At 70.2% G+C, this 25,643-nt stretch carries 17 protein-coding genes; 10 read left to right on the top strand and 7 right to left on the bottom strand.

The window, feature by feature from the left end; genetic code table 11:
• The first annotated feature begins 99 nt into the window (after window positions 1-99).
• The 6 genes from E5671_RS08235 to E5671_RS08210 all read left to right on the top strand — a co-directional run bounded on the left by E5671_RS08235 (window position 100) and on the right by E5671_RS08210 (window position 8,955).
• The gene (locus tag E5671_RS08235) at window positions 100-1,608 is read left to right on the top strand and encodes a sugar ABC transporter ATP-binding protein (protein ID WP_160510059.1); all 1,509 of its coding nucleotides are present in this window, start codon (window positions 100-102) and stop codon (window positions 1,606-1,608) included.
• Window positions 1,609-1,640: 32 nt separating this feature from the next.
• On the top strand, window positions 1,641-2,609 hold the full coding sequence (locus E5671_RS08230; protein WP_202121622.1) for an ABC transporter permease: 969 nt from the start codon (window positions 1,641-1,643) through the stop codon (window positions 2,607-2,609).
• On the top strand, window positions 2,606-3,616 hold the full coding sequence (locus E5671_RS08225) for an ABC transporter permease (protein ID WP_160503181.1): 1,011 nt from the start codon (window positions 2,606-2,608) through the stop codon (window positions 3,614-3,616). Before E5671_RS08230 ends, E5671_RS08225 begins: the two co-directional genes overlap by 4 nt.
• Window positions 3,616-4,848 carry a substrate-binding domain-containing protein gene (locus tag E5671_RS08220; protein ID WP_160503180.1) on the top strand — a complete coding sequence of 411 codons (1,233 nt, stop codon included), beginning with the start codon at window positions 3,616-3,618 and terminating at the stop codon, window positions 4,846-4,848. Before E5671_RS08225 ends, E5671_RS08220 begins: the two co-directional genes overlap by 1 nt.
• Window positions 4,845-5,717: a TIM barrel protein gene (locus E5671_RS08215; RefSeq protein ID WP_160503179.1), complete on the top strand. Its 873-nt coding sequence runs from the start codon at window positions 4,845-4,847 to the stop codon at window positions 5,715-5,717. The genes E5671_RS08220 and E5671_RS08215 overlap by 4 nt, the downstream gene beginning before the upstream one ends.
• A 157-nt stretch (window positions 5,718-5,874) precedes the next feature.
• Window positions 5,875-8,955 carry a ThuA domain-containing protein gene (locus E5671_RS08210; protein WP_443032780.1) on the top strand — a complete coding sequence of 1,027 codons (3,081 nt, stop codon included), beginning with the start codon at window positions 5,875-5,877 and terminating at the stop codon, window positions 8,953-8,955.
• Between the two features lie 78 nt (window positions 8,956-9,033).
• On the opposite strand, the gene E5671_RS08205 is transcribed toward E5671_RS08210, so the two are convergent.
• Window positions 9,034-10,173 (bottom strand): aminoglycoside phosphotransferase family protein, encoded by a 1,140-nt coding sequence (locus E5671_RS08205; protein WP_160503177.1) that lies wholly within the window; start codon window positions 10,171-10,173, stop codon window positions 9,034-9,036.
• A gap of 233 nt (window positions 10,174-10,406) precedes the next feature.
• Between E5671_RS08205 and E5671_RS08200 the strand changes: the two genes are divergently transcribed.
• Window positions 10,407-11,906, top strand: a complete 1,500-nt coding sequence (locus tag E5671_RS08200) for a DNA-binding protein NsdB (protein ID WP_160503176.1) — start codon at window positions 10,407-10,409, stop codon at window positions 11,904-11,906.
• Window positions 11,907-11,930: 24 nt separating this feature from the next.
• Here E5671_RS08200 and E5671_RS08195 read toward each other — a convergent pair whose 3' ends face one another.
• The 4 genes from E5671_RS08195 to E5671_RS08180 all read right to left on the bottom strand — a co-directional run bounded on the left by E5671_RS08195 (window position 11,931) and on the right by E5671_RS08180 (window position 16,442).
• Window positions 11,931-13,355, bottom strand: a complete 1,425-nt coding sequence (locus E5671_RS08195) for a PP2C family protein-serine/threonine phosphatase (protein ID WP_160503175.1) — start codon at window positions 13,353-13,355, stop codon at window positions 11,931-11,933.
• Window positions 13,356-13,530: 175 nt separating this feature from the next.
• The gene (locus tag E5671_RS08190; protein ID WP_160503174.1) at window positions 13,531-14,175 is read right to left on the bottom strand and encodes a response regulator transcription factor; all 645 of its coding nucleotides are present in this window, start codon (window positions 14,173-14,175) and stop codon (window positions 13,531-13,533) included.
• Window positions 14,176-14,187: 12 nt separating this feature from the next.
• Window positions 14,188-15,603 carry a sensor histidine kinase gene (locus E5671_RS08185; RefSeq protein ID WP_160503173.1) on the bottom strand — a complete coding sequence of 472 codons (1,416 nt, stop codon included), beginning with the start codon at window positions 15,601-15,603 and terminating at the stop codon, window positions 14,188-14,190.
• Window positions 15,604-15,773: 170 nt separating this feature from the next.
• Window positions 15,774-16,442, bottom strand: a complete 669-nt coding sequence (locus tag E5671_RS08180) for a GmrSD restriction endonuclease domain-containing protein (RefSeq protein WP_160503172.1) — start codon at window positions 16,440-16,442, stop codon at window positions 15,774-15,776.
• Window positions 16,443-17,075: 633 nt separating this feature from the next.
• Between E5671_RS08180 and E5671_RS08175 the strand changes: the two genes are divergently transcribed.
• Window positions 17,076-18,395, top strand: coding sequence for an amidohydrolase family protein (locus E5671_RS08175; RefSeq protein WP_336606040.1), 1,320 nt, complete (start codon window positions 17,076-17,078; stop codon window positions 18,393-18,395).
• An 81-nt stretch (window positions 18,396-18,476) separates the two neighbouring features.
• On the opposite strand, the gene E5671_RS08170 is transcribed toward E5671_RS08175, so the two are convergent.
• Together E5671_RS08170 and E5671_RS08165 are read right to left on the bottom strand one after the other, a co-directional pair.
• A complete protein-coding gene (locus E5671_RS08170) occupies window positions 18,477-20,018 on the bottom strand; it encodes an MFS transporter (protein ID WP_237330133.1) in 1,542 nt (513 codons plus the stop codon).
• Between the two features lie 155 nt (window positions 20,019-20,173).
• Entirely contained in the window at window positions 20,174-20,980 is an 807-nt protein-coding gene (locus E5671_RS08165) for a GntR family transcriptional regulator (RefSeq protein ID WP_160503170.1), read from the bottom strand.
• Between the two features lie 368 nt (window positions 20,981-21,348).
• Here E5671_RS08165 and E5671_RS08160 point away from each other — a divergent pair, with 368 nt between their 5' ends.
• The gene (locus E5671_RS08160; protein ID WP_237330132.1) at window positions 21,349-22,965 is read left to right on the top strand and encodes a class I adenylate-forming enzyme family protein; all 1,617 of its coding nucleotides are present in this window, start codon (window positions 21,349-21,351) and stop codon (window positions 22,963-22,965) included.
• A 258-nt stretch (window positions 22,966-23,223) separates the two neighbouring features.
• Window positions 23,224-25,401: an MMPL family transporter gene (locus E5671_RS08155; protein WP_160503168.1), complete on the top strand. Its 2,178-nt coding sequence runs from the start codon at window positions 23,224-23,226 to the stop codon at window positions 25,399-25,401.
• The last annotated feature ends 242 nt before the right edge of the window (window positions 25,402-25,643 follow it).

The raw sequence follows: 25,643 nt of genomic DNA, 5'->3' as shown, positions 1-25,643 counted from the left end.
CTGCTTGGGCTCTTGACAGGTCAAAGCTCCCTCATCACATTGCTCTGCAGACCGCTGCCGAAGGAGCCGAGGGTGCAGGCGATACAGGCGACGCAAGAGATGTTGGCGATGCGCGGGGTGTCCAAGAGCTTTCTCGGAGTGCGTGTGCTGCACGGCGTATCGCTCGACCTCGCCGTCGGCGAGGTGCACGCCCTTGTCGGTGAGAACGGCGCGGGCAAGTCCACCTTGATGAAGGTCCTCGCGGGCGAACACGTCCCGGACGAGGGCACCATCGTGCTCGACGGAACAGAGCATTCCTTCAGCCATCCCGCGCAGGCCCAGGCCGCCGGGATCGGCATCATCCACCAGGAGTTCGCGCTGCTCGCGCACCGGACGGTCGCCGAGAACGTCTTCCTGGGCCGCGAGCCGACCCGCTACGGCCTCGTCGACCGCCGCGCGATGGAGGCGCGTACGGCCGAACTCCTCGCCGAGGTCGGCGTATCGGGCATCACGCCGCGCACGTACGTCCGCGATCTGTCCGTCGCCCGGCAGCAGACCGTCGAGATCGTCAAGGCGCTCGCGTCGGACGTCCGCGTCCTGGTCATGGACGAGCCGACCGCCCCGCTGGCCGACCACGAGGCCGGCCTCCTGCACGACCTCGTGCGCCGCCTCGCGGGCCGTGGCCTCGGCATCCTGTACATCTCGCACCGCCTGCGCGAAGTCTTCGAACTCTCGCAGCGCGTCACGGTGTTGAAGGACGGCCGCCACGTCACCACGGTGCGCACCCGGGACACCGACACCGACCAGGTCGTACGCGCCATGGTGGGCCGGGAGCTGAGTGCCTACTACCCGCAGCGCGCCCACCCCGACGACATCGGCGAGGTACGCCTCGCCGTCACCGGCGGCGGCAACGACCGGCTCCGCGGCATCGACCTGACGCTGCGCGCGGGCGAGGTCACCGGCATCGCGGGCCTGGAGGGCTCCGGCCGTACGTCCCTCGCGCGGGCCCTGTTCGGAGCGGCGCCGTTCACCAGCGGGGCCATGACCGTGAGCGGCGAAGCCCTGCGGCCCAGCACCCCGCGGCAGGCCATCCGCGCCGGGATCGCCCTGGTGACCGAGGACCGCAAGGCCGAGGGGCTCGCCCTGCGCCAGTCCGTGCGCGACAACGCCCTGCTCGTCACGCGCGCCGTACCGGCCCGCGGGGAGCCGCCCGCCGCCCGCGAACTCACCGCGCTCCTGGAGCGGGTACGGCTCCAGGCGCGGGGCGAGGACCAGGAGGCCCGCTTCTTGTCCGGCGGCAACCAGCAGAAGGTCGTCATCGCCAAGTGGCTCGCCGCCCGCCCCCGCGTCCTGCTCTTCGACGAGCCGACCCGAGGCGTCGACGTGGGCGCCAAGGCCGCCATCCACACCCTCGTCCGCGAACTGGCCCGCGAGGGCATAGCCGTTCTGATCGTCTCGTCCGAGCTTCCCGAACTCATCGGCATGAGCGACCGCATCCTCGTCATGTCCGAAGGCCGCATCGCGGGTGAACTGCCGGCGGGGGCCGCCGAGGAGGACGTGATGCGGCTCGCCACGGCCGGCCCGCCCGGAGACCCGAGCGCCTCGTCCGGAAAGGATTCCGTCGCGTGAGCGGTACCACCGTCGCCCCACCGCCCGCCTCCCTGAAGACCCGCGCCCCCCGCCGCAGCAGGCTCACCGACCCCGCAGTCGGCGTCTGGCTCGCGGCCGGGGCCGTCACCGCGCTCGGCTGGATCGTGGTCGCCGCGCGCGGCGGCGACTTCCTTAACGTCTCGAATGTCGTCGGCATCCTGCAGAACTGCGTCGCGCTCGGCCTCGTCGCCGTGGGGCAGACCGCCGTCATCCTCACCGGCTCCCTCGACCTGTCGGTGGCGTATCTGATCAGCCTCGGCACGCTCGTCGCCGCCACCACCATGGAGGACGGCAGCGTCGTCACCGCGGTGCTCGCCGTCCTCGCCCTGTCCGCGGCCGTCGGACTCGCCAACGGCCTCATCGTGACCGGGCTCAAGGTCAACGCGTTCATCGCGACGCTCGGCACCGCGTTCATCCTGCGCGGCTGGATCGAGGACAACTACACGGGCCCGGCCGGCAAGGTCCCCGCCTCCTTCCAGCATCTGGGCTACGACCGCATGGGCCCGATCCCCGTCTCGCTCTTCCTGCTCGCGGCCGTCGCCGCCGCCATGTGGCTGATCACGCGCCGCACCCGCTTCGGGCACCACCTGTACGCCACGGGCGGCGACGAGCACGCGGCCCGGCTCTCCGGCGTCCGTACCCGCCGCACGATCATCGTCGCCCACGTGCTGTGTTCGCTGTGCGTGGGCGCCGCCGCCCTCTTCCTCGCCTCACGGCTCGGCGCCGGAGCCCCCTGGGCGGGGACCGAAGCCCGCTACGACCTGGAGTCGATCGCCGCCGTCGTGCTCGGCGGCACCGTACTCGCGGGCGGGCGCGGGGGAGTGGCGGGCACGCTCGGCGGGGTCCTCGTGCTCGCCGTGCTCGACTCCGTCTTCAACCAGCTCAGCGTCGACCCCTTCTTCAAGAACGTCGTCCGCGGCGTCGTCATCATCGCTGCCGTCGCGATCTACGCCCGGCGCGGCAGCAGGAGGTCCGCATGAGCAGCAGCACCGCAACCGCCGCTCCCTACAAGCGAGTCGTACGATCCCTCGGTACCGGCGCCCCGGTCTATGCCCTGCTCATCGTGCTGCTCGTCGCGCTCGCCGCCACCGACCCCGGCTTCTACGAACCCGACCGCTTCCTCGCCTTCGTCAAGCGCGCCGCGCCCCTGGTGATCCTCGCCGCCGGGCAGTATCTGGTCATCGTCTGCGGCGAGTTCGACCTGTCGGTCGGGGCGATCGTCACCGCGGGCGTCGTCGCGGCGGCAGAGGTCTACGGCTCGTTCCCGGACGCGCCCTGGCCGCTCATCACGGCGGGCCTGCTGCTCGCCGGGGCGGTCACGGGCCTCGTCAGCGGGCTGATCACCACACGCCTGAGAGTGCCCTCGTTCATCACCACGCTCGGGATGATGCTGATCCTGGAGGGCGCCGTCTTCTTCTGGACGGGCGGCTCCCCGCACGGCCAACTGTCCGAGGGATTCCGCCAGATGGGGCGCGGTACCGCCATGGGGTGGCTGCCCTGGGCGGTACTCGCCTGCCTCGTCGCGGGCATCGTCGCCGTCCTGCTGATGCGCTCCGACTTCGGCCGTACGTTGATCGCGACGGGGGACAGCGAACGCGCCGCCGCCCTGGCGGGAGTGCGCGTGCACCGCGCCCGCGTCATCGCCTTCGTGCTTTCCGGCGCGGCTGCGGCGCTCGCCGCCGTCCTCGTCGGCGGCTTCTCGGGGGTCTCCGCGCAGGCGGGCCGCGGCTACGAGTTCGAGGCGATCACCGCCGTGGTCCTCGGCGGCGTCGTGCTCGGCGGCGGCCGGGGCAGCGTCATCGCCGCGATGGCGGGCGCCTTCTCGCTGCAGGCCCTGTTCACGCTGCTCAACCTGCAGGGCGTATCGGGCGCCTTGGAGTCCACCGTCCAGGGCGTCATCGTCATCGCCGCGGTCGGGCTCGGGGCCGCCGACTGGTCCCGGCTGCGCCGCCGTCGTACCCACTCCTCGGGAGGCAGACCCTCGTGATGCACACCCCTTTGAATCGCCCGCACCGCAGACGCGCGCTCGTACCCGCCGCCGCGCTCCTCGCGGCCTCCGCGCTGCTCACCTCCTGCTCCAGCGACACACCACCCGACTCGCCCGCCGGGGCCTCGCAGTCCGCCGGATCCGAAGAGAACGGCGACAAACCCTCCAAGTTCTTCGAACAGGCCGAGTACGAGCGCCAGTTGAAGCTCGGCAAGGAGACCCCTGAGGGGCCGGACGCCAAGCCCTGGGAGCAGATGCTCGAACCGCAGATGACCGATACCGCCCGGTACGAGAAGAAGGGCTCGGGCGGCACCCACCTCTGCTTCTCGAACGCAGGTGTCTTCAACCCCTGGCGCCAGGTCGGCCTGAAGAACATGAAGGCCGAGGTGAAACTCCACAAGGAGATCAGCGACTTCACCGTCCTGGACGCCCAGGGCAAGGACGACAAGCAGATCTCCGACATCCAGGAGCTCGCCGGCAACAAGGGCTGCGACGCGCTCATCGTCTCGCCGAACACCACCGCCACCCTCACCCCCGCGGTGAAGGAGGCCTGCGGCAAGCTCCCCGTGATCGTCTTCGACCGGGGTGTGGAGACCGACTGCGCCGTCACCTTCGTCAACCCCATCGGCGGCTACGGCTACGGCGCGGTCGCCGCGGACTTCCTCCTCGACAAGGTCGAGCCCAAGGGCAAGATCCTCGCCCTGCGCATCTCGCCCGGCGTGGACGTCCTGGAGACCCGCTGGTCCGCGGCGAAACTGGCCTTCGACAAGAGCGAACTCGACGTCGTGGACGCCAAGTTCACCGACGGCGACCCCGCCAAGACGAAGTCGATCGTCTCCGACGCGATCTCCCGGCACGGCTCCATCGATGGCGTCTGGATGGACTCGGGCGCCACGGCCGTCGCCGCCGTCGAGGCCTTCGAGGACGTCGGCGTCGACGTACCGCCGATCACCGGCGAGGACCAGCAGGACTTCCTCCAGGCGTGGAAGGACAAGGACCTCACAGCGATCGCCCCCACCTACCCGACCTTCCAGTGGCGTACGCCGGTCATCGCGGCCCTGCGCATCCTGGACGGCAAGCAGGTGCCCAAGGAGTGGAAGCTGCCGCAGCCCACGGTCACGCAGGACAACCTCGACGAGTACCTCCAGGAGGGCATGCCGCCGCTGCACTACGCGATGTGCGGTTGCCAGAAACTGCCGGGCTTCCCCAAGGACTGGGGAGGCAAGAAGTGACGTACACCGCCTGGCAGTTGGGTGCGAACCCGTGGATCTGGCACTCCCCGGTCACCACCGAGGCGCTCGCCGAGACGCTGCCCCGCCTCGCGGGCTGGGGCTTCGACTGTGTGGAACTTCCCCTGGAGCGGCCCGACGACTGGGAGCCCGCGGCGGCGGTCAAGCTCCTGGACGCCACGGGCCTGACGCCCGCGGCCGTCGTCGCCGTCATGGCCGAAGAGCGGAACCTGGTCCGCGCGGACCAGGGCACCGTGCGCGCCACGCAGGACTATCTCCGCCGCTGCGTCGACGCGGCCCACGCGATCGGCGCCCCCGTGGTCGCGGGTCCGGTGTACGCGGTGGTGGGCCGCACGTGGCGGATGGACCGGGCCTCGCGCACGGCGGCGTACGAGGAGTGGCGCGAGGCCATCGTCCCGGTCGTCGAGTACGCGGCACGGGCCGGTGTCCGTATCGCCGTCGAGCCGCTCAACCGCTACGAGACGAGCCTCTTCAACACCGTCGCCCAGACCCTGGAGGGCCTCGCGGGCCTGCCCGAGGAGTCGATCGGCGTCGCCCTTGACACCTACCACCAGAACATCGAGGAGCACTCCCTGCCGGAAGCGGTCCGCACGGCGGCGGGCCGCGTCGCCCACGTCCAGGTGTGCGCCAACGACCGCGGCGCTCCCGGCACCGACCACCTCGACTGGCCCGGCTTCCTGCGCGCGCTCGGCGAGTCCGGCTACCGAGGGCCGCTCTGCATCGAGTCGTTCACGGCGCACAACGACGCCATCGCCGTCGCCGCCTCCGTCTGGCGGCCCCTCGCGCCCACCCAGGAAGCGCTCGCGACCGACGGGCTCGGCTTCCTGCGCCGGGCCGTGGCCGCCCTCTGACCCGCTGACCTACGGCAATCCCACAGACCTCCGGCAATCCCGCACGTCCGTCCGTCCTTCCCAGCAGATTCCCAGCAGAGAGGACCACCCCATGGACTGTCATGTGCGTGACATAAGACTGCGCGACCCGAGAAGCGTACGAAGAGCGGTGATCGCGATGGTTGCGGCGCTGCTCCTCGCGGTCGGGTTCCTGCCCGCCACGTCGAGCGCCGCCGACACCCAGGCGCCCGCCTTCCGCGCCCTGCTCTTCACCAAGGCCGTCGGCTACGTGCACGACTCCATCCCGGCCGGCGTCCAGATGGTCAAGGAGCAGGCCGCGGCGAACAACTTCGAGGTCGTCGAGACCGCCGACTCGACGGTATTCGACGACGCGAAGCTGAAGGACTTCGACGTCATCATCATGCTGCAGAACTCCGGCATGGTCTGGGACACCGACGCCCAGCGCGACGCCATGAAGAAGTACGTGAAGAGCGGCAAGGGAGTCGTCGCCCTGCACAACACCCTCGACATGGGCGTCGAGGACTCCTTCCCCTGGTGGGACGACCTCATCAACGCCGGCGCCCACATGCCCGCCCACTCACCGGGCGTCCTGAAGGGCACCGCCAAGGTCGCCGACCGCGTGCACCCCTCCACCAAGGGCCTTCCCGAGCGCTGGGAGCGCCCGGAGGAGTGGTACAACTTCGACAAGAACCCCCGCGGTGACGTGCACGTCCTGGTCACCGCCGACGAGACCACGTACAACCCGGGCAGCGAGGCGATGGGCGCCGATCACCCCATCTCCTGGTGCCGCAACGCCGAGGGCGGCAAGGTCTGGGCCACCGCCATGGGCCACGACAAGGCGTCGTACACCGAGCCCGCCTTCCGTGAGCACGTGCTCGGCGGCATCAAGTGGGCCGCGGGCAACCAGCCCGGCGACTGCGGCGGCACCGTCTGGTCCGGCTACGAGAAGACCGCACTGGACGACAACACCGCCGACCCGATGGAGCTGGACGTCGCCAAGGACGGCAAGGTCTTCTACGTCCAGCGCAGCGGCGAGGTGAAGATCTTCGACCCGAAGAGCCACTCCACCTCCACGGCCGGCAAGCTCGACGTCTACACCGGCGGCGAGGACGGCCTCGTCGGCATGGAACTCGACCCGAAGTTCGCCACCAACCGCTGGATCTACCTCTACTACGCGCCCGCCTCGGCGAAGGACGACGTCAACCGCCTCTCCCGCTTCACGGTCAAGAAGGACAACACCCTCGACCTCGCCAGCGAGAAGAAGCTCCTCGACGTCCCCGCCTACCGCGACCGCACCTTCCCCGAACCCGGACACACCGGCGGCGCCGTCGAGTTCGGCCCGAACCGCACGCTCTACCTCGGCGTCGGCGACGACGTCCCGCCCAACCTCGACCCCAACTGGCAGGGCTACGCCCCGCTCGACTGGCGGCCCGGCAAGCAGATGCTGGACGCCGCCCGCACCGCGGGCAACACCAACGACCTGCGCGGCAAGATCCTGCGCATCAAGCCCACCGACAAGGGCGGCTACACCATCCCCAAGGGCAACCTCTTCGCCAAGGGCACCGTGAAGACCCGCCCCGAGATCTACGCCATGGGCTTCCGCAACCCCTTCCGCTTCACCGTCGACCCCAAGACGGGCTACGTCCACGCCTCCGACTACGGCCCCGACCGCGGCGCCCCCGAGACCAACCGCGGCCCGGAAGGGCTCGTCGAGTACAACGTCATCAAGAAGGCGGGCAACTTCGGCTGGCCCTTCTGCCACGGCAACGACCAGGCGTACGCCCCCTACAACCCCGACACCCAGGAAGTCGGCGCCAAGTTCGACTGCGCCAAGCCCACCAACCCCTCGCCGAACAACACCGGCCTGAAGGACCTGCCGACGCTCCAGCAGCCCGAAATCTGGTACGGCTACGGCGAGTCCAAGGAGTTCCCGGAGATGGGCGCGGGCGGCTCCGCGCCGATGAGCGGTCCCGTCTACCACTACGACCCCAAGAACCCCTCCAAGACCAAGTTCCCCGCCTACTTCGAGGGCGCGAGCTTCTTCTACGAGTGGGCCCGCGACTCGGTCAAGGAGATCCGCTTCGACAAGGACGGAAAGCTCCTGAAGATCAACGACTTCCTGAAGTCGGCGAAGTTCGCCAAACCGATGGACATGACCTTCGGGCCCGACGGCTCGCTGTACGTCCTGGAGTGGGGCAGCGAGTTCGGCGGCGGCAACAACGACTCCGGTCTCTACCGCGTCGACTACGCCCAGGGCCAGCGCACCCCGCTCGCCCAGGCCAAGGCCTCCGCGACGAACGGCCCGACCCCGCTGAAGGTCGACTTCTCCAGCGAGGGCAGCAAGGACCCGGACGGCGACCCGCTCACCTTCGCCTGGGACTTCAACGGCGACGGCACCTACGACTCGACCGAGGCCGGCCCCTCCCACACGTACGACACCAAGGGAGACTTCAACGCCCAGCTGAAGGTCACCGACTCCACCGGCAAGTCCGGTTACGCCAACGTGCCCGTCACGGCGGGCAACACGGCACCCAAGGTGAAGGGCGAGACCCCCGTCGACGGCAAGCTCATCCAGTTCGGCGACAAGATCCCCTACAAGGTCACGGTCACCGACCCCGAGGACGGCACGATCGACTGCTCCAAGGTCACCGTCAACCCGGCCCTCGGCCACGACGACCACGAGCACCCCACCACCGACATCCCCGGCTGCGAAGGCACCGTGGACACCGGTGACCTGGGCGGCCACCCCGAGGGCGCCGACCTCACCTACGTCCTCAACGCCAAGTACACCGACAAGGGCGGCGACGGCGTCAGCGCCCTCACCGGCTACGGACGCTCCGCGATGCACCCCAAGCACAAGCAGGCGGAGTACCACGACGACCAGTCAGGAACCCGCATCGTCTCCCAGGAGGGCGCCGAGAACGGCAAGCGCATCGGAGACATCAGTGACGGCGACTGGATCGCGTACAGCCCGATGAGTGTGGAAGGCGTCAACAAGGTCAGCTACAAGCTGTCCTCGCCGTACGGCGTCGGCTCGATCGAGCTGCGCGCGGACGCCCCGGACGGCAAGCTGCTCGCCACGACTCCCGTCCCCAACACCGGGGGCTGGGACACCTATCAGGCCACGCCCGATGTGCCGGTCGAAGCCCTGGCCGGCACCCACAAGCTGTATCTGGTCTTCAAGTCGCCGCAGAACAATTCCTTTGACGTAGACGCGGTGCAGTTCACCACGTCATAGTCACCCGGAAGTAGCCGGGGGCATAGACAAGTCCGCAGTGCGCCGCTGTCCAAGGCGCACTGCGGACCGTCTTCCCCGTCAGCGAGTACCGACCGCTGCGCGCACGGCCCTGCGGGCCAGCTGGCAGTCGTCGTGCAGCCGCCTCAGCAGCAGCCGCTGTTCCTCACCGGACGGCGCAGCACCCGGGTGGGCTGGTCCCGGTGCCGCCGGGGTCGCGTCGTGCATCGATCGCTGCACGGCCATCTCGTACGTACGGATCTCCCGGGTCAGCACGAGCATCAGGTTCACCAGGAACGCGTCACGCGCCGCCGGTCCCTTCTCCTGTGCCAGCTGGCTGATCTCGCGGCGCGCGACCGGTGCGTCACCGAGCACCGTCCACAGCGTCGCCAGGTCATAGCCGGGCAGATACCAGCCCGCGTGCTCCCAGTCCACGAACACCGGGCCCGCGGGGGACAGGAGGATGTTCGAAAGCAGCGCGTCGCCGTGGCAGAACTGCCACGTGTCGTGCTGCCCGGCCGAGTGCGCGATGCCGTGCAGAAGCTTCTGCAGGTCGCCCATGTCCCGGTCGGTGAGCAGACCCAGCTCATGGAAGCGGGAGATCCGCTTGCCGTAGTCCATGGGCCTGCCGAACAACTCCTGCGGCGGACGCCACCGGTTGAGGTGGCGCAGGGCGTTGAGCACCAACCGCACGTCCGCGCGCGGCGGAGTCTCCACGGGGTGGCGGGACAGCGCGGCGACGCGCCCCTGCATCCGCTCGATCACCAGCGTGCAGTCCTCGGGGTCCGCGGCGATGAGCCGCGGGGCCCGGACGGGAGGACGGTGCCGGACGAACGAGCGGTATGCCGCTATTTCGTGCCTGATCCGCTCGGCCCACACGGGCGAGTTGTCCAGTAAACATTTGGCGATCGCGGTGCTGCGTCCTGCCGTTCCCACGAGCAGTACGGTGCGTCCGCTGCGGCGGAGCACCTGTACCGGATTGAACTCTGGACAGATGCGGTGCACCGAGGCGATCGCGGTGCGCAGTTGCGCCCCCTGGGGGCCTGACAAGTCGAGTCTCCCGCTGAGCGGTTGCGTGCCGGGCCCCGGAACGCGTCGCGTCCGGCCGGTGCCGAGCGACCCGGCCGCGGGGCGCGCGGGCTCCAGATACGGGCCGCTGCCGGGCTGTCGGCTGTGCAGTGGCCGGGGCGGGGCGGACACGGAGGACGATGCTGTGTACATGGGCGATACAGATCCCTTCGTGTGCCTGCGAATTGCGGCGCCTCCCGCCCCGGCCGCCTTGGTGCACCCTGGGGAATGTCCCGCGGTGGTCCGGGTCGGGGTGGCGCATTCCTACCTGACACCCGGCGTCCCCTGGCACACCATGTGGCGCACCCTGGCGAACCATGGCGAATAGTCGCCCAGCAACTGACAGAGGGTTACTGTCAACTCAGCCGAGAACCTGGGGGCTTGACGTGAACGGACAACCCAACACCCGTCTTTCGGACCTGTTCGGCCTGGCAGGCTGGTCCAAAGGGGAGCTCGCGAGACTGGTGAACCGGCAGGCGGCGGCCATGGGCCATCCGCAACTGGCCACCGACACCTCGCGGGTACGGCGTTGGATCGACATGGGAGAAATCCCCCGCGATCCCGTGCCCCGGGTGCTGGCGGCTCTGTTCACCGAGCGTCTCGGCCGTGTCGTGACCATTGAGGATCTTGGTCTGGTCCGGCACGGGCGCGTGGGGAAACGGCGTGGCGACGGTGGTGTGGAGCACCCCGACGGCGTGCCTTGGGCGCCCGAACGGACAGCCGCGGTCCTCACCGAATTCACGGGAATGGACCTCATGCTCAACCGACGCGGCTTGGTGGGCGCGGGTGCCGCGCTCGCCGCCGGCTCCGCACTCAGCAGCGCCATGCACGACTGGCTGCACACCGATCCGGCCCTCGTTGCCGACGCTCCCCGAACCGACCGTCCCCTGCACGCCGACCCCGCTGGGTTCGACCGCTATGAGGCCGCCCCCATCGGGTCGCAGGAGATCGAGGAACTGGAGACCTCCGTCGAGGTGTTCCGGGCCTGGGACGCGGCCCGCGGCGGCGGGCTGCAGCGCAAGGCTGTGGTGGGACAGCTCAACGAAGTGGGCGGCATGCTCGCCTACCGACACCCCGACCATCTCCAGCGGCGCCTGTGGGGCGTCGCTGCCAACCTCGCCGTCCTCGCGGGCTGGATGTCGCACGACGTCGGCCTGGAGCCCACGGCACAGAAGTACTTCGTGATCGCAGCGCACGCGGCCCGCGAAGGAGGGGACAGGCCGCGTGCCGGCGAGGCACTCTCCCGGGCCGCGCGCCAGATGGTGCATCTCGGGCGTCCCGACGACGCTCTGGACCTGATGAAGCTCGCCCAGTCGGGTTCGGGCGAGGAGATGCTGCCGCGCACGCAGGCCATGCTCTACACCATCGAGGCCTGGGCACAGGCGTCGATGGGCAAGGGGCAGGCGATGCGCCGCACACTCGGCATCGCCGAGGATCTGTTCGTCTCCGACAAGGGGGACGTGCCACCGCCGAGCTGGATGCAGATGTTCGACGAGGCGGATATGCACGGTATGCAGGCCCTGGCCTTCCGCACCCTCGCCGATCACGACGCGTCCGTCGCCAACACGGCTCAGCGCCACGCCAGGGAGGCGATCGACCTGCGGGCCAAGGGCCGCGACCGCTCGCAGATCTTCGACTACATCTCGCTGGCTTCGGCGTGCTTCATCGCCGACGACCCCGAACAGGCGGACCGTTACGCACGGTTGGCGCTGGTCTCGATGGGGTCGAACTCCTCGCACCGCACCTGGGACCGGCTGCGCGAGATGTACCGCCTGACGGCTCAGTACTCCGGCTATCCGAAGATCCAGGACCTGCGTGAGGAGATCAAACTGGCCCTGCCCAAGGCGGCGGCCAAGACCGGAGGTGGCAGCCGGGTGCGCGCGTAGGGCCCGGCAGGGCTCGGGCGCGGGTCAGGAATTGACCCGCGCGATCAGCAGGCAGGCGTCGTCCTCACGCGGGGCCACGCCGAACTCTTCGACGACTGTCCGTACGCAGTCCTGTGCACCCCGCGGGTCCCTGAAACGTGGCGCGAGCGCGAGCAGCCGGCTCGTGGCCGCGTCCCTGGTGCGCCGTGGGACAAGGCCATCGGTGTGCAGCAACAGCAGGTCACCGGGCTCGAGTTGCTCTTCGGCCTGCTCGTACGTGGCTCCGGAGGTCGCCCCGAGGATCACTCCCCCTGGTGGCGTCAGCGCGCGCCCCGTCCCGTCGCGGAACAGCAGCGGGGCGGGGTGTCCCGCCTGCGCCCAGCTGAGGGTGTGGGTGGCGGGGGTGTACTGGCAGCAGACGGCGCTGCCGAGGGCCGGTTGCGCGGTGGTGTCCAGTAACTGGTTGAGCCAGCCCATCAGTTGGGCCGGGGGCACCCCGGCTACCGCCATGCCGCGTACCGCGCCGAGCAGCATCGCCATGCCCGACGTGACGGTGACGCCGTGCCCCGTGAGGTCGCCGACGCTGAGCAGGAACTGGCCGTCGGGCAGCTCCATCGCGTCGTACCAGTCGCCGCCGATCAGGGAGCTCGTGGAGGAAGGGAGGTAGTGCGCGGCGAGGTCGAGCGCCGCGGGTCCGCCGTGCGGGAACCGCAGGGAGCCGCGCCACGGCGGCAGCACAGCCTCCTGCAGTTCGACCGCGAGCCGGTGCTCTGTCTGCGCGATGTGCCGCTGGCGCTGCAACGAGTCACGGGTCTCGCGCACCACTCGCTGGCTGCGGCGCAGCTCGCTGACGTCCCGCAAGACCGCCCACATCGAGGCGGTGCTGCCATCAGCGGCGAGCACGGGCTCGCCCATCATGTGCACCTGTCGTACGCCGCCGTCGGTGCGCACGATACGGAACTCGCCGTCGATCGGCTTCCCGTCGATCAGGCAGTCCGTGACCATGGCCGTCAGCATCGGCTGGTCGTCGACGTGCACCAGGGAGGGCAGTTCGTCGAGGGAGAGCGGGGGAGCCTGCGGGTCCCGCCCGAGGATGTGGTACAGCTCGCCCGACCAACTCGCCTCGTCGTTCAGGAGGTTCCACTCCGCGCTGCCGACCCGGCTGAGCAGCGAACCGCGCTGTGGTTCGAGCGGCGGGGGCACGGCCGGAGCGGCGGGCTCCACGGCCGGTTCCACGGGTCCGTCCCGCAACTGGGCGAGGTGTTCGTCCAGGTCGTTGAGCTGGTGGACCGCCAGGTCGCACAGGGCCCGCTGCCAGCGCCCCTGCGGGTCGCTCTGATCGGGCCCGGTATCTCGGCGCACGGCGTCGACCTCGCCGCGGAGCCGGCGCGTCTGCGTGATCAGCGCTTCGACCGAGCCGCGCTCGGGCGGCTGGGCGGAAGGGCGGTCCGCGAAGACATGGGACGGCATGAGGTGCTCCGTTGAGGATGCGGTGCGACCAAACGGGCGGGATGGAGATGGACCGCTAACGACTTTCGCACAGCCGGGAGGGGCTCGTAAGGGATTTGGCAACACACGACGCGGTGGTGCTTCTGGCATATGTCTATGTCCTTCGGAACGATATGTTCCGGTGACTCGATCCCGATCACCCGCGCAAGTAGCGAACAACCGCCAGGACACGGCGGTTGTGGTCATGTGACGCGGGCAGCCCGAGCTTGTCGAAGACGGCGGCCACATGCTTCTCGACGGTGCCCGCGGAGACGACGAGACTCTGCGCGATCGCCGCGTTGGACCGGCCCTCGGCCATCAGCGAGAGGACTTCGCGCTCGCGGTCGGTGAGGGGCGCGAGCTCCTCCGCACGGCGACCGGCCCCGGCCAGCTGCGTGACGACCTCGGGGTCCAGCGCCGTACCGCCCGCGGCCACCCGCTCCAGCGCGTCGGTGAACTCCGCGACGTTCGCGACGCGGTCCTTGAGCAGGTAACCGACGCCCGCCGAACCCGCGGCGAGCAGCCGCGTGGCGTACTTCGTCTCCACGTACTGGGAGAAGAGCAGCACTCCCGTGCCGGGGTGCTCGCGGCGGATGTCGATGGCCGCACGGAGCCCTTCGTCGGTGTGCGTCGGCGGCATCCGGATGTCGGTCACCGTGACGTCCGGGCGGTGCTCGGCGACCGCGGCGCGCAGCGTGTCCGCATCGCTCACGGACGCACAGATCTCGTGCCCACGCTCCGCGAGCATCTGGCCCAGCAACTCCCGCAGTACCGCGGCATCCTCAGCGATCACGACGCGCATGGCGGCATGCTCTCACGCGTGCAGCGGCAGCTCGACGGTGACCGCGGTCGGCCCGCCCTCCGGGCTTCTGACATCTATCCGCCCATCGACCGTACGTACGCGTTGCATGAGTCCCGTCAGGCCGCTCCCCGCGCCGGCCTCCGCCCCACCGTGCCCGTCGTCCCCGACCTGGAGGAGAAGACGGCCGTCCAACCGGGCCACCGTGATGGCGGCCCGCCGGGCCCCGCTGTGCTTGATGACGTTCGCGAGCAGCTCGGCGGCGCAGAAGTACGCGATGGTCTCGATCGCCGGGGTCGGACGCTCGGGTATGTCCGTCACCAGGTCGACGGGAATGCTGCTGCGCGCGGTGAGCGTGGCGAGTGCGTCGGGGAGGCCGTCGTCGAGTACCGGGGGATGGATGCCGCGGGCCAGATCACGCAGCTCGGTGAGGGCCGCGGTGGCGTTGTGGTGCGCCCCGTCGACGAGTTGACGCAGGCGCGCGATATGCAGTGGTCCGCCGCCGGTGCTCTCGTTGAGCCGCTGTCTGATCATGTCGAGGCTCATCGCCACCGCGACGAGGCGGACCTGAGCCCCGTCGTGCAGATCGCGCTCGACGCGGCGGAGCAGCGCCACCGAGTCGTCCACGGCGAGCGCCCGCGTCTCCTCCAAGTCACGTACACGATCGGCCAGTTGACCCGGCCCGAGCAGCGCGCCGATCAGCCACCGGTCGGCCTCGGTCACCAGGCGCGTCACCCAGGGCGCAGCCAGCAGAGTGCCCACACCGATGGCGACCGCGAGGAACGTGCCGGCGAAGGTGTCCGCGTCCAGACCGCCGAAGGGGATCGGCGTGAGCACCGGCATGCCCTCCGCGGAACCGGGCTCGGGATGCTGCCCGAACACCGCCCACCGCAAGGGCGCCGTCAGATTGACCAGCCCCGCGAGCCACCACAGGACGGCGTACGCCCCCAGACAGCTGACCGGCAGCTTCGCCAGTACATACGCCGCCGAGCGCCACCCGGCCCCGTCCCACAGCCGGGCGTCCAGGCGACTGACCAACCGCCCCTCCGGACGCAGCGGCGGCGGTGCGGGTGTCCGGTCCCCAAGGAGCAGGGCCGCAAGGCGACGATGGACGCCGCCCAGCGCCCGGGCCAGCTGGAGCCCCGTGATGAACACAAGCGCGCCGAGCACCGCGAACACCACCGACACCGTGAAGCCCGCGCCCAGGGCCAGCGCCACCGCGAGCAGCACGCCGCCCGCGAGACCCAGCGGGAACCCGATCAGACAGTAGGCGGCCTCGGCCCACGCCCGCCGGGTGAGCGGGGCGCGCCCCACGGCTCGTACGAGGCCGCGCGCCCCTCGCGTACCGGACGGTGTCCCGGGGTGCTCCGGCGTGCCGGAGGTGGTGGCTCTGGCAGTCGGGGCGGCAGCCTGAGGGCGTGTGACGTGCATGGATACCAGTGTCCTGCCAGGTGCCACGGCGGGCCAGCGTGCCCCACCCCGCGCCGAGGGCCAGAACGTGGTCGAAGTCTGGCGACGCGGCGTCAGGCAGCGCGACATCCGGAGAGCCGACTGACCATGCCGGTCTCGGCCCGCCGGATGCGTGCTGTGTCGGACGCCGCCTACCGCACAGCCGTGTAGATGACGGACGTGTTCTTGCACTCGCCGTTGGCGAACACCGCGATGGCGTCGAGCTCGGCCGGGTTGGAGGCCAGGTCCCAGCGCAGCTTGGTGGACACCCAGTCGGAGAGGTAGCGGCAGTGCGCGCTGGGCAGAGGCGGCATCCAACCGGCGGGGTCCTGTCCGGCCTTGGAGCGGTTGCTGCGTTCGGTGACGGCCACCAGGCTTGCGGGCGCACCCTGGTCGTTGGCGTACTTCTCACGGCGCTCCGCGCTCCAGCCGGAGGCGCCCGAGGCCCAGGCTTCCGCGAGCGGCACCGTGTGCTGGACGGCGAGCTTGTCCGGGTCGTCGACTTCCTGGTTGTCGTGGTACGAGACCCACTCGCCGTCGCTCAGCGTGCAGTTCTCGCCGACCTCGGGGGCTTCTTCGGCCTCGGCGATGAGCACTTCGGCGCGGGTGTCGCAGCCGTCCTTCTTGTTGAGACCGGCGTTCCAGTGCTTGAAGTGGCCGCGGGTGTAGCCCTCGTGCTGCTCGCGCGCGACCGGGAGCCGGTGCAGGGCGTCGGCCAGCGTGGTGACCTCAGTGGTCTGTGCGATGGCGGGGGCGGGGGCGATCAGCGGGGCGAGGGACAGCGAGAGCGCGGCCAGGCCGCGCGTGAAGTTCTTGATCATGCCCACAGGCCTACTGGTCGAGAGGTCTCGACATGTGGCGCACGGCGGGAGACCCGGCCAGGTGGGTCAGGAGATTCACCGCAGAAACGTCTCGTCCCGCCGGCCAACGTCATGTTACGGCGAAGTTACGCCACCTCGATCAGGCCGCATACACGGCTTGACCAGGGGTTCGGTGACAGCGGGCGCCAGTTGCGCCACCTGCCGCCTCCGTACGTGAATGTCGCATGCCGGAAGTCTTGTTCCACGAACGGCGGTAGTCCTAGGGTCGGGCCACCCCGCACGACCGACCTGGCGTACGGCTGGCACCGGACTTTTGCCGTACCCACGGCACCCCGCTGGCGGCCGCACGCGGAGTTTGGCGTGCGCGGAGTGGCAAAGGCGCAGGCATGCGACGTACGAAAGCGGGCGAGTGGGTTGGCGAGCGAGCGGCGGAACGAGCAGCAGTCGGCGGAGCAGGGGCAGGGTGAAGGGCATGGGCCGGAGCGGGCGGGGCTGGGGGAGCAGGCCGGGCCCGGTAGACGCAGGTTTCTGGTCGGGGCGGGGCTTGCGGGTGCCGCCGGGCTCATCAGCGCTCCGGCCGCCGGGAGCGCCACCGCGGCCACGGGCGCGAACAGCGGTGGCGCTCCCGGTGCGGTGCGGGCGGAGCAGTTCAAGGGGGCCAGGAAGCTGCTCGTGCCGGAGCTGTTGATGCTGCCGGGGGGACCGAAGCGCGGGCAGGCCGTGCTCGTCGAGGGCAGGAAGTTCCGGGCGGTCGGGCCGGCCAAGGAGCTCATGGCCGCGCACCCCGGGCTGCGACCGGTGCGGCTGGACGGGCACTTGATCATGCCGGGCTTCGTCGACGCGCATCATCACTTGACGCAGAGTTTCGGCAAGGCCCAGTCGTTCGGGCAGCCTTCGGAGATCTTCAAGACGATATGGGAGCCGCTGGAGCACGCACTCGACAAGGAGAGCGCGTACGTGTCGGCGAAGCTGGCCTCCCTGGAGGCGCTGCGCGGCGGCTTCACGACGGTCGCCGATGCCGGGACACGGGCGCCGGTCGATGTGGCCGCCATAGCGGAGGGAACCGAGGAAGCCGGCATCCGGTGCGTACTGTCCAAGGTCGTTTCCGACGGGAAGGGCGGGCCGGAACATCTGGGGCGGTGGGACGCGCATCCCCTGATCCACCCCTCGCTCGCCATCCCCGTGGCCGAGGACGCGTCCGCGACGGTCATCAAACGGACGGCGGACCTGTGCCGCGAGGCCGACGCGGTCTTCCAGATCCACGTCAATGAACATCTGGCCTCCGTGGAAAGGTCGTTGAAGAGCGTCGGCCGACGGCCGGTCGAGTACCTACGGCATCTGGGGGCGTTGGGTCCGCGGACGCTCGGCTCCCACGCCACTCTGCTCACGCCCGGCGAGATGCGGATGCTGGCCGACTCCGGCGCGGCCATCAGCTACAACCCCGTGGCCAGCGCCTGGAAGGGCAACGCCGTCGCACACGCCACCATGCTGGCCGCGATGGGGGTGCGCTTCGGTACCGGCACGGACGGGACGCGCGGCGACGGATTCCGCCTCGTCGACGCCGCGGAGACGGCTCAGCGGCTGGCGTACGGCATGGCGTCGGGCGATTCCTCGTGCGGGGCGGGGCGGATGTGGCTGGAGCACGCGACATCGCTCAGCGCCGACGCGCTCGGTCTCGGCAAGGTGACCGGGGAGATCGCGGTGGGAAAGGCCGCCGACTTCCTTGTCGTGGACGTCAACGTCCCTGAGCTGACTCCCTCCTGGGACCTGGAGTGGGAACTCGTCCGCCTGGCCAACCGCGACCAGATCACCGCCGTCGTGGTCGACGGCAAGCTGCGGCTGTGGGAGGGCTGGCCGCCGGACTGGGACGGCCGCGCGCTGGTGGAACGGGCGGCGAAGCTCGGTCCCGAGGTGGTGCGCCGCGCGGGGCTGCAGCGCGTGGAGCCGCGGTAGCTGTCCGGAGGGACCCGACCCGGGGCCTGCGCTTCGGGGCCTGCGCTCCGGGGCCTGCGTCCCGGGGCTGTCCCTCCTGGCTCACCGCTCCGGCGGAAGCCACCTGGCGACGGCGAACGCGACCAGTGTGATCGCGGCGGCCAAAGTCAGCGTCGCGGTGTGCAGGCCCGAGGTGAACGCGTCGACGACCCCCGCGCGCAGGTCAGGATCGGAGGTACGGGACACGGCCTCCGCGACCGTCGTCGGCCGATCGGCGCCGGACCCTTGAGAACCGGCGCCGGACAGTGGCGAGGGGAGCCGGGCCGTGAAGACGGCAGTGGTGATGGTGCCGGTGACAGCGATGCCGACGGCACTGCCCAACTCCCTGGCCAGGCTCTGCAATGCGGAGCCCGTTCCGGCCCTCTCGGCGGGCAGCGCACTCATCATGGCGTGCGAGAGCAGCGGGCTCGCGGTGCCGCAGCCGAGGGCGGTGAGTCCGGCGCCCAGGGCGTAGAGCGCGTACGGAGTATGGGCGTTGGCGGCTGACACCACGCACAGCCCGGCGGCCAGTACCAGCATCCCGATGAGGACGGTGCCGCGTCGGCCGCACACCCGCTCGATCAGCAGGCCGAGGCGCGGGCCCGCAAGGAGCGCCGCGGCCATCGGCAGCAAGCGCAGCCCGGCTTCGAGCGGCCCGTACCCCTTGGCGTACTGGAGGTACTGGCCGTTGAGGTAGAAAAGGCCGAACATCCCGGCGAACAGCGCGGCCATCCCTGCCGCACCCGCCCGTACGGCGGGCCGCGCGAAGAGCCGCGGGTCCAGAAGCGGGTCGCTGGCGCGCAGTTCATGCCGGGCCCAGGCGGTGAGCAGCACAACCGCCGCCACGCAGGCGGCCAGAACCGGCGGGGCGCTCCAGCCGGACTGCGGGCCGGAGACGATCGCGTAGAGCAGTGCCAGAAATCCGGCGGTGAGCAGGGCGCCGGCGAGCGGCGCGGCGGGGCTCGGGCGGCGGGCGGTGACGGGTGCCACCGCGGCCACCAGGAGCAGGGCGCACAGTGCGAGCGGGACCAGGCAGAGAAAGAGCGTCCGCCAACTGCCGTACTCGATGGCGGCGCCGCCGCCCACGTTTCCCAGCACGGCCGCGAGCCCCGTCATGGATGCCCACACGGCGACGGCCTTGCGCCGAGCCCGCTCGGGCAGGCCCTCGACCAGCAGGGCGAGAGTGGTGGGCAGTACGGCGGCCGCGCCGACCCCGCTGATCATGCGCCCGGCGATCAGTACGGAGACATGCGGGGCAGCGGCGCAGATCACCGCGCCGAGGGTGAAAACTCCCATGCCGCACATGAGTGTTCCCTTGCGGCCCCTGCGGTCCGCGAGCGCGCCGGCGGGCACCAACAGGCAGGCGAAGATGACGACATAGCCGTCCACGACCCACACCACGGCCTGAGCGGAGGGCCGCAGAGCGTCGGCCGACAGGTCGGGGATGGCCAGATTGACGGCGGAAACCATGCCGATCACCAAGGTGACGCACAGGCACATGGCCAGCGTGGTCAGGGCGGGCGGGCGGTGGGGGAGTGGGGCTGGGTCCGGGTGCGGGTGTCGGTGGGCGGCATGAGCGGAATCGTGGGGCTTGGTGTGATCCAACGGGGCCTCCGTGGCACAGGAGTTGGGCGCGCCGCGCGTCACAGGCGTACTGATGGCTGGGCTGACGCCCCGTCATGCAGTGGTGCCGCGTACCGGCGGCCCGGCTGACGACCCGTCACGCGGGGGTGCCTGAACGGACGGTGGCGCGCGAGCCGCTACAGCGAGGAACTGCCGGCGCGGTCGGTGTACTTGGTCGCCCGGTCGAGCGTGGCGTGCAGGGTCAGTCGGTCCCCGCGCAGGTGGAGGAACTCCAGGTCGGCGGGGCGGCCGTCGGCGAGGCGGGTGAGGCGTTCGACGGCGAGGATCGCGCCGCCCTCGGGCATCTCCAGGACCGCGCAGGTCGCCGGATCGGTGACCGTGGCGTGGACGGACACCTCGGCCGAGCCGAGCGGCATGCCCGTCGCGGTCTCGATCAGATCGAAGACGTCGTGGTTCTCCAGCGTGCGCGGCGTCTTCCTGGCGTGTGCCAGAAGGGGCTCACCCACCTCAGGGATGAGATAAGTGCAGTCCAGGGACAGGGGGATGCCGTCCACCCGGCGCAGCCGCTCCAGGTAGACGGCCGGGCTCCCTTCGGGCAGGTCGAGGCGGCGGGCGACCGTGAGCGGCGGCCGCAGGACGCGGGCTTCGCGTACCTCGTTGACGACGGTGCCGTGCCGCTGGAGAACCTCGGCGAGCCCCGACAGCTCGCCCAGCGGATGTTCGTAGGCGCGGCCGATCACGACCGTGCCCACGCCCCGGCGGCGTTCGACAAGACCTTCGTCACGCAGCAGGCCCAGGGCCTCCCGGACCGTGTTCCTGGAGGCACCGAACTCGGCGATCAGGGCCCGCTCATCGGGCAGTACTCCACCGGGAAAGGCGCCGCGCATGACCTGCCTGCGCAGCACACTGGCCACGGTCCGGGCCCGGTCGGCCCGCATCAGCGGCACGCCGGACCCGTCACCCCTGGGCTTCGGATCGCGCATGGCTCCCTCAAGGTGGATGCGTGGGTGGCTGGGTCGGTGTCTATGTCGGTGACGCTAGGCGAATAATGTTGCCGCGAAGTTACGCCACCCTATCTGACCTGCGGTGATGTCATGACCTGGGGCTTTGTGGAACGAGCGGGAGGGTGCGCCACCGGGTGTGGGCGAGACGGACCGCCTCTTTGGCGAAGCCGGCCCTGGAGGGCCGCAGTCATCAGGCCCAGCAGCCCCTTCGGGGTGTGCTCGCGCAAGCGATCGCCGGCCGCCCTGGAGGGGGAGGGCATGGTACTCCGCCGGGTGATGGCCGAAGTTGGCCCCTCTGAGTCCATGGCTCCTGAGCAGCATGTTTGCATGTGTCCATGATCGTTAACATGCAGCAAACATCCGAGCCGCGGACGTACCTGGACCGCATCCTGGAGCACTGGCACACGGACGAGGCCGCCGAGGCGCTCGTCCAGGGTGCGCAGCGGCTGACCCGCGGGGAGGCTCGGCGGCGGCTGTTCAGGCTGGGGCACGCGCTGCGCGAGCAGGGGCTCGAACCGGGTGACGGAATAGGGCTGTTCCTGGCCAATCGCGTGGACTCCGTCCTGGTGCAGCTCGCGGTCCATCTCATCGGCTGCCGCGTCGTGTTCCTGCCGCCGGAGCCGGGGCCCGGTGAACTCGCCGCGCTGGTCGAGCAGTCCCGGGCGCGCGCCGTGGTCACCGACCCGCTCTTCGCCCAGCGGGCCGCCGACGCGGCCGGCCGCAGCGTCCACGCCCCCGAGCTGCTCAGCCTCGGGCCCTGCGACCAGGAGTGCACGGACCTGCTGGCCCTGGCGGCCGAGTGCCCGGCGACGCGCCCCGACGACGTGCCCGCCCCGGGGGCGGACGAAGCCGTCACCGTCCTCTACACCGGCGGCACGCTCGGCCGCCCCAAGCTCGCCGCGCACAGCCACCGGCTCTACGACACGCTGGTGGGCTTGGCGGACGACACCCCGCAGGACTCTCCCTCCGCGGGCTTCTTCCCGGCCATGGTCCCGGGCACGGACCGGGTGCTCGCCTCCACGCTGCTCACCCACGGCAGCGGCCACCTCACCTCGCTCCAGGCTCTGGTGACAGGGTCCGCCCTCGTCGTGCTGCCCGAGTTCGAAGCGGGCGCGGCGCTCGCGGTGCTGAGCGAGGAGCGGATCACCGCCACCATGTTCGTGCCGCCGATGCTGTACGCGCTTCTCGACCACCCGGAGTGCGTCCCGGGCGCCCTCCCCGCGCTGCGGCGGATCGTCGTCGGCGGCGCGGCGACGTCGCCCAGCCGGCTGCGGCAGGCGGTCGAGGTCTTCGGGCCGGTGCTCAGCCAGGGCTACGGGCAGTCGGAGGCGCTCGGCATCGCCGCGTTCGGTGCCGATGACCTCGCCTCGGAGGGAGCCAGGCGGCCCGAGCTCTGGCGCAGCTGCGGCCGCGCGATACCCGACACCGAGATCGAGATCCGTGCCGAGGACAGCACGGCGGCGCTTCCCGTCCGCCAGGTCGGCGAGGTGTGTGTCCGGGGCGAGACGGTGATGCTCGGCTACTACGAGGACCCGGAGCGCACCGCGGAAGCACTGCGCGACGGCTGGCTGCGCACCGGGGACATGGGCTATCTCGACGCCGAGGGGTACCTCTATCTCGTCGACCGGGCCAAGGACATCATCGTCACCGGCAGCACCAGCGACAACGTCTACTCCAGGGTCCTTGAGGACTTCCTGCTCACGCTGCCCGGTGTGCGCAACGCGGCGGCGCTCGGCGTGCCGGACGAGGAGTACGGCGAGGCCGTGCAGATCTTCCTGGCCACGGCCGAGGACGCCGACGTGGACCCGGACGCGGTCGGCGCGGCGGTGACCGCCGAGCTGGGAGAGCTGTATACGCCCCGGAAGACGGTCCTGCTCGGCCAGTTGCCGACGACCAAGGTCGGCAAGGTGGACAAGAAGGCGCTGCGCGCCGAGTGGACGAGCCCGGCCCTGGCCACGCCGTAGCCGGCCCCTTTTCGTCGAATGCGCGGATCGCCTGCTGGGAGCGGACGCAGGCGATCCGCTCCTCCGGCAACGTACGAATTCCCAAAGCCACACCGGGAATTGAGGAACAGAGTCCCTCCACAAGCGCGTGCCAGTACCGCGAACGGAGTACCGCGAGCGTGGTAGCGGCATCGGAATAGTGCCTGCATACGCACGTCGACGCGGCAGAGCCTGATCACGAGGATTGAGCGCAACGCTCAATGACTCGAGGAGAAGACGATGCCAACCGAGACTCCCCGTACGGATGGAGCTCTGGCGGGACTGGCCCGGTTCTGTTATCGGCGCCGCCGGCTGGTCCTCCTGACCTGGATCGTCGGCGTGATCGCCCTCGCCTTCGTCGGCTTCGGTTTCAGCGCCGACCCCGACAACGACTTCACCGGCGGGGACTCCGGGTCCGCCAAGGCGCAGGTTCTGGTCGAGAAGCACTTCCCCGAGCAGCAGGGCGACACGCTGACTCTCGCGATCAAGGCGGAGAAGGGGATCGATGATCCCGCCGCCAAGAAGAAGATCGAGAAAGTTGTCGCCGATCTGTCCGACTCGGACATCACGGGGCCGGTGACCTCGCCGTACGAGGACAAGGACCTGGTGACCGAGGATCGTCGCATCGCGCGTACGACGATCCCGCTGACCGATCAGGACGTGGCGAAGACCGACGTCAAGCCCTTGGTGACCACGGTCAAGGACGCCTCAGGTGACGGCGTGACGCTGGGGCTCGGCGGCGACAAGGCCGAGAAGGCGGAGACTCCCAAGCAGGGGCCGGCCGAGAGCGTGGGCGTCCTGGCCGCCGCGGTGATCCTGTTCATCGCCTTCGGGTCGCTCGTGGCGATGGGCCTTCCGATCGTGACCGCGCTGATGGCGATCCTCGGCGGCATCGCCCTGATCAAGCTCGTGGGGCACCTGGTTCCGTCGCCGGACTTCACCGTGCTCGTCGCCGCGTTGATCGGTCTCGGTGTCGGCATCGACTACGCGCTGTTCATCGTGACCCGGTACAAGGAGAGCCTGAAGGAAGGCGACGAGCCCGAAGCCGCCACGGTCAAGGCCATCACGACCGCCGGTCACGCGGTGCTGTTCGCCGGAACGACCGTCGTGCTCGCGCTCCTTGGCCTGGTCACCATGGGACAGAGGCTGATGACCGGCGTGGCCATCGGCGCATCGGTGACGGTGCTCGTGACGATGATCGCCGCGGTGACCCTGCTGCCGGCGTTCCTCGGCTTCACCGGCCACAAGATCAGCTCGCTGCGCCTGCCCCGTCGTACGTCACGCCGCAGCAAGCCCGCCGGTGTCCCGGCCCGGGAGCGCCGCACCCCGGCCGAGCGCTGGGCGGGCGTGGTGCAGCGCAAGCCGCTGATCGCCGCGGTTCTGGCGGGCACGGGCCTGCTGATCCTTGCCGCCCCCGCCCTTTCGATGCGGCTGAGCCTGCCCGACGCCAGTGTCCAGCCGCGTGACAGGAGCAGCTACACCTCGTACGAGATCGTCTCCGAGGGCTTCGGTCCCGGCTACGGCGCACCCCTGATCTTCGCCACCGAGATCGACTCGAAGGGCGCCGATCTCGGTCCCGTCGTCGAGGCGGTCAGGAAGACCGAGGGCATCGCCTACGCCACGCAGCCCCGGGTCAGCAAGGACGAGCAGGCCGCCACCTTCATGGCCTTCCCCAGGACCGGATACCAGGATGAGGCGACCGCGGACCTGGTGCACGAGCTCCGCGACGACGTGCTGTCCAAGGCCTCCGGTGGCGAAGAGGTCTACGTCGGCGGCCCGAACGCCGGCGCGATCGACTTCGCCGAGGAGACCAGCTCGCGTCTTCCCTTCATGATCGCGATCGTCATCGTGATGTCCTTGCTGCTGCTGATCGCGCTGGTCCGGTCGGTCACGATCGCGCTGCAGGCAGCCGTGATGAACCTGCTGTCGATCGGTGCCGCCTACGGCGTGCTTGTCGCGGTCGTGCAGTGGGGCTGGCTCGGCTCGGCCCTCGGTTTCCCCACCGAGATGCCGATCACGACCTGGGTGCCGATGATGATGTTCCCGGTGCTGTTCGGTCTTTCGATGGACTACGAGGTCTTCCTGATCTCGCGGGTCCGTGAGGAGTACGAGCGCACCGGCGACACCCGGATCGCTGTCACACGCGGTCTCGCGCGGACCGCCAAGGTCATCACGGCCGCGGCCGCCATCATGATCGCCGTCTTCACGACCTCCCTGCTCGGCCCCGACGTCTCGATCAAGCAGATCGGTCTGGGCATGGCGGTCGCCGTGTTCATCGACGCCACCATCATCCGGATGGTGCTCGTCCCCGCCGTGATGGAACTGTGCGGCAAGGCCAACTGGTGGATGCCCGGCGGCCGGACAGCCAAGACGACCCCGGCTTCACCGACCGGGGTCGAGGAAGAGGCCAGGGTCTGACCCTTCTTCGCGCCGGAGTGCGGGAACCCCTGGATCTGGGTTTCCCGCACTCCTTTCCTTGGTTTCAGTTTCAATTTCGGAGAGTACATTCCGTGCCCCCGTTCCCAGCGAACGGGGGCTTATTTCATGGCCCGCACCAGTAAAAATTAATACTGGCACCCATGAAATCCACACCCCCATGCCGTGACAAAACTTCTATGGAAAGACCCGAAATTTCAGGCCATGATTTCGCTATGCTGACT

Source organism: Streptomyces sp. BA2 (assembly GCF_009769735.1).
GTDB lineage: Bacteria > Actinomycetota > Actinomycetes > Streptomycetales > Streptomycetaceae > Streptomyces.
Note: the sequence above shows the minus strand (reverse complement) of the source record. Positions and strands in the feature narration are given on the sequence as shown.

Coding starts and splice junctions, on each gene's coding strand:
- E5671_RS08225 (WP_160503181.1), top strand. CDS start 2,606: ATGAGCAGCAGCACCGCAACCGCCGCTCCCTACAAGCGAGTCGTACGA.
- E5671_RS08235 (WP_160510059.1), top strand. CDS start 100: ATGTTGGCGATGCGCGGGGTGTCCAAGAGCTTTCTCGGAGTGCGTGTG.
- E5671_RS08220 (WP_160503180.1), top strand. CDS start 3,616: ATGCACACCCCTTTGAATCGCCCGCACCGCAGACGCGCGCTCGTACCC.
- E5671_RS08155 (WP_160503168.1), top strand. CDS start 23,224: ATGCCAACCGAGACTCCCCGTACGGATGGAGCTCTGGCGGGACTGGCC.
- E5671_RS08160 (WP_237330132.1), top strand. CDS start 21,349: ATGCAGCAAACATCCGAGCCGCGGACGTACCTGGACCGCATCCTGGAG.
- E5671_RS08185 (WP_160503173.1), bottom strand. CDS start 15,603: ATGCACGTCACACGCCCTCAGGCTGCCGCCCCGACTGCCAGAGCCACC.
- E5671_RS08180 (WP_160503172.1), bottom strand. CDS start 16,442: ATGATCAAGAACTTCACGCGCGGCCTGGCCGCGCTCTCGCTGTCCCTC.
- E5671_RS08210 (WP_443032780.1), top strand. CDS start 5,875: ATGGTTGCGGCGCTGCTCCTCGCGGTCGGGTTCCTGCCCGCCACGTCG.
- E5671_RS08190 (WP_160503174.1), bottom strand. CDS start 14,175: ATGCGCGTCGTGATCGCTGAGGATGCCGCGGTACTGCGGGAGTTGCTG.
- E5671_RS08205 (WP_160503177.1), bottom strand. CDS start 10,173: ATGTACACAGCATCGTCCTCCGTGTCCGCCCCGCCCCGGCCACTGCAC.
- E5671_RS08195 (WP_160503175.1), bottom strand. CDS start 13,355: ATGCCGTCCCATGTCTTCGCGGACCGCCCTTCCGCCCAGCCGCCCGAG.
- E5671_RS08165 (WP_160503170.1), bottom strand. CDS start 20,980: ATGCGCGATCCGAAGCCCAGGGGTGACGGGTCCGGCGTGCCGCTGATG.